A 4008-nucleotide genomic window follows, 5' to 3' on the forward strand; every position below is an offset into this window, starting at 1 on the left:
TTCATAGAGGAAATATTCCTGCTCATTAAACAGGGCTTTAAAAAGAGGATAAGTCTTGCTATACCAACGTTCTTTGATGTTCGGAATTTATCCGTGCTTTGTAAAATAGAGTATAACAAACTAAACATTTGGGGGGGATTGGGGGAGCTTGAGGGGGTTTTAAAAGGACAGACGCACCATACTCCCCCTGGTTATTCACAAACAATTAACGTCGATGAATGCATAAAAAAAGCCCTGTCCGGGGCTTTTTTTTATGTGCCTACTGGCCGCTCTGCTAATTTTAGAGTACCCACCGGGCGCTCTGTTATCTTAACATCTGATGATGCATGATTAATTTTGACTACAGCTAAACCACTTAACGCAACGAAGGTTAGAGCTGCACAAAGAATAATTTTTTTCAATTACAATCCCTCCAGGTGCCTCATTTTCTTCTCGGCTAAAATAGCATGCTTAGAAAATTCAAGCGCCTCTTTATAGAGTCCATGCTTCTCACAGTGTTCTGAAATAACCAAAGAAAGATCAAAGACGCTATCAAGGTCATTTACTTCACATAAGTAAGAAATACCACCTCGACAAGTTTCAATGCTTTTCCTCTGATCCTGCTGCAGAAGTCCGTAAATAATATTTATTTTAGCCTCATACACCTTATTCTCTTTTCGTTTAAAATATTCCTTTGTCTTTTTATAATAATATGGAATTTTATTTACATCCCCTATTTTATAAAGCTCTTTCAGAAACATATACAGGGAATTTATATAATAAACCGAGTCCCTCCACTCTTTATTTCTGATGGCTTTTTTCAAGGCATTTATACAGTCTTGGGTACGATTTGCTGCAGAATATGTAATACTTAAATTATGGTGTATTAAAGCGGTGAAAAGTGAATCGTGAAGAACTCTCGAAATTCTGATTGCTTCTAAATAACTTTCCTCTGCTTTTTCGTAAAGTCCTAAATCAGTGTAGTTTTGGCCAACAATCATAAGAGACGTGGCAAGCTTTCGTTTATAGCCTTCATTTTCTCTATAAATTTGTAGCGCATCATTGATATAATTCAGAGAAATTAGACTCTGCCGCAGCATCATATACATAGATGCCACTTTCGAATAAAATTCAGCCCGCTCTATACAATCGGGTATATCTTTCAATTTTTTCTCTGCTATTTTGAACAAAGTAATTGCTTTCTCAAAATTTCTTTTGTGCGACTCATATAACGCTTCAAATAGAAAGAAATAATATTCAATCATGTGATCTGTTTTTTTTATTTCATCAGCGTGGTTTTCATTAAAATATGAATGGGACGGCAGCTCTTCCCCTTTAACCTGAAACAAAAGCATTTTATGTCTTTCTTCTAACAAAGAATAATACATCAAAACTTCCTGATCCTCTTCCATTTCATCAAACAATGGTTTGATCTCTTCAAAATATCTCTCAGCAGACTCAGTGTCTTGTTGTTTTATCGCGATATACCAATCATTTAATATATTTGCAACACATTCAGAAGCCAGTTTACTCATACGATAAACCCCTCTTTCTACAAATATTCTAAATTTTCTCAAACAATATTCTAGCATACCTTTAACATAAAATGTAATTAATAGGAGTTTTTTTCGACATCGCGCAATTTTCCCCTTCGACATCGCGCAATTTCAAAAAAAGGCTATTTACCCACTTTTTCAGAACGGTATTATAGCGGACTATTTATCTCCATTGTCGAATTTACACTTCGCTGTCCCTATTCTTAAAAAATAACAATCCCGGTATAATTTGGGTCGTAACGAATATACAATAGGGAGTGTGATTGTTTGAAGAAATTCAGGTCAGCTTTACTTTTGTTTTTGGTCACTGCATTGGTTGTAGGTATTATGCCTAACTTTAAAGCCAAAGCAGAAAGCAATGAAATGTTGAACATCCCTGCATCAATGTCAAATGATACTGTAGGTGAGAATGTTTTTGAGATTGATGGGGAAAAGTATGTCTATTCTTACGACTTTACTGACCCTGCTGTGAATAAAGCTAAAGTTACTGAGGAAAATGGGGCAGTTACAAAATTTGAATATAACAACGAAACAAACACACTTTATAAAAACGGTGAGGTCGATTTTAACCTTACTATGGAGGAAGATGGGGTATTTTCTTCTTCTAATATGTCAACTATGAAGATACCGCCCGGTGGAAAATACATGGGGAAATACAATTATAAATACAATTTGAAAGGCGTTTCTGTCGGTGTGGCAGCCACAGCTATTTCAACATTAACAAAAACACCTTACAACGTAGTATTCGCTATTGTAGCGTTTTTAGCAGGTACCCAAACAACTGCATACTATACAGTATTCCAATATCGTTATGCCTTTAAATGCAGCGCATACCCTTATGCTAATAGAACAAAATTCTACGAAGACTCTAAAAGAAAGAAAGTCCTAAAAACGGCAGACAGTCCCAAATTCTTTGGAAGCAGGCCAATCCCATCAACTTGCCGACCATAAAAACGAGGTGAGAAAATATGCAACAAGAAAAGGCAACATCTAGTATTAACAGGATATTAAAGAGATATATCCTTCTGTTCCTTGTTTTATGTGCTTGTTATTTTGTTTACATGGTTGTTTTGGGTAATAAATTCACTCCAATTCCATTAATTATCTTTATAGTTGGAGCTATAATTGGGGAGTTAATCAGAATAGGAAGAATGAGAAGATAGGGGGTTACATCCTCCTATCTTTTATTATTTAAAAATCTCCCCAATGGAAGAGGGTTCAGTTACCTTAAAAGCGATTCGAGCCTCGCATTGTCTTCGATCCCGTTATTCCGTCATTATTAAATTCTTTACAGAGCATAGAAATGAATCCTGCTTTGCTTTAAAATGTAAACGTTCGTTTTAAAATAAGAGGGGGATTATATGATTATTCTTGGTATTATTGCAACATTAGCAACCTTTGTCTTAATTACAGCATTGATTTTTATCTTCTTTGAAAAAACTAAGAAAATAGGTAAACAAATAGCTCCATTAAGCCTTGTTTTGGCTTTATCTCTTTTTTTCATTATGGGTGCGTTAAATCGAGATTCTCACGAATCCAAAACTGAGGATGTCACTGCTACCACAGAAAGCAATACAGATGAGCCCTCAATAGAAGAGGAGCCAATTGATTCTGAAGACGAGGGAGACTCTGACGTTCAGAGCGTTGAGAATACCCAAAAAGAATTTAACTTTAGTCTTGGTGAGTTTCAAAGTGCATATAATAAAGATATTAGAGCGCTAGAACTTGATGAGGATTTTAAATACCCTATTCCTATTAAGATTTCAGCAGATAGCATCGGGGATTTCTCTCGTGAAAACAGCGAAACATATACAAGAATACTCGCAAAAGAATATGACAAGTCCGATGGAGGCTACTCTTTAAATGCCTGGTTTGATAAGCATAAAACTTTTAATGGTTTAAATATGACGATTTTCAATTCAGATGATAGCGTTTATCAAAAAGGAATAGTTGCCGCCGATTCCGTCTTTCAGGCATTAGGAATTGAATTTAATTTTCTAAAGGATTTTTTAAAAAGTGAAAAAGATACACTTGAAGTGACGGATGGTGACTATTTTGTTCATTTTACCTCAATCGAAGGATTCCTTAATATCAAAATTGAACCAAAATAAAAGCCCCCTCGAAGGGAGCTTTTTTTATTACCTCAAAAACACTTCGATCTTTACTTTCGTTTATTTTACTGTTGCGCCTGTTATTTTTCCGGCATAGATATTTACCTTTCCGAACTGATCCGTCTTGATCGTGTAAACGTCCGTTTGCGGATTCGCAAGGATTTCGTATTTAAGGCCGCCGAATTTTTTCGGACGCAAATAGTTAATTTCGTTCCCTTTGACCGGCGCCTTATTTGTCGGATAGATACGCCATGAGTGGGCCGAAGCCGGAAGGTAAACGTATTTCTTACCGCTGGATGACGGTTTAGAAGAGCCGGCCGCCCCCGTCAACTTTAGAACTTGGCCGACTTTGATAAAATTCG

At 36.1% G+C, this 4008-nt stretch carries 4 protein-coding genes and 2 pseudogenes; 3 read left to right on the forward strand and 3 right to left on the reverse strand.

Going from position 1 to position 4008, the window contains the following annotated elements; genetic code table 11:
• On the forward strand, positions 1-330 hold a 330-nt coding region (locus D5S11_RS20310), incomplete at its 5' end, for a hypothetical protein (RefSeq protein ID WP_241211474.1).
• 8 nt (positions 331-338) lie between these two features.
• Here D5S11_RS20310 and D5S11_RS20315 read toward each other — a convergent pair.
• Both D5S11_RS20315 and D5S11_RS19585 read right to left on the reverse strand, forming a co-directional pair.
• A pseudogene (locus D5S11_RS20315) lies at positions 339-401 on the reverse strand (PhrK family phosphatase-inhibitory pheromone); the annotation flags it as partial.
• Positions 402-1514 carry a response regulator aspartate phosphatase gene (locus tag D5S11_RS19585; RefSeq protein ID WP_108724920.1) on the reverse strand — a complete coding sequence of 371 codons (1113 nt, stop codon included), beginning with the start codon at positions 1512-1514 and terminating at the stop codon, positions 402-404.
• Between the two features lie 288 nt (positions 1515-1802).
• Between D5S11_RS19585 and D5S11_RS19590 the strand changes: the two genes are divergently transcribed.
• Together D5S11_RS19590 and D5S11_RS19595 are read left to right on the forward strand one after the other, a co-directional pair.
• Positions 1803-2486, forward strand: coding sequence for a hypothetical protein (locus D5S11_RS19590; protein ID WP_108724919.1), 684 nt, complete (start codon positions 1803-1805; stop codon positions 2484-2486).
• Positions 2487-2896: 410 nt separating this feature from the next.
• Positions 2897-3646: a hypothetical protein gene (locus D5S11_RS19595; RefSeq protein ID WP_108724918.1), complete on the forward strand. Its 750-nt coding sequence runs from the start codon at positions 2897-2899 to the stop codon at positions 3644-3646.
• Positions 3647-3706: 60 nt separating this feature from the next.
• Here the strand turns inward: D5S11_RS19595 and D5S11_RS19600 are convergent.
• A pseudogene (locus D5S11_RS19600) lies at positions 3707-4008 on the reverse strand (N-acetylmuramoyl-L-alanine amidase); the annotation flags it as partial.

Origin of the sequence: Bacillus sp. L75 (assembly GCF_003676355.1) — a bacterium.
GTDB lineage: Bacteria > Bacillota > Bacilli > Bacillales > Bacillaceae > Bacillus > Bacillus velezensis.

What these genes read in the sequence shown, in the direction of transcription:
- D5S11_RS19585 (WP_108724920.1), bottom strand. Translation starts at nt 1,514, where the DNA reads ATGAGTAAACTGGCTTCTGAATGTGTTGCAAATATATTAAATGATTGG.
- D5S11_RS19595 (WP_108724918.1), top strand. Translation starts at nt 2,897, where the DNA reads ATGATTATTCTTGGTATTATTGCAACATTAGCAACCTTTGTCTTAATT.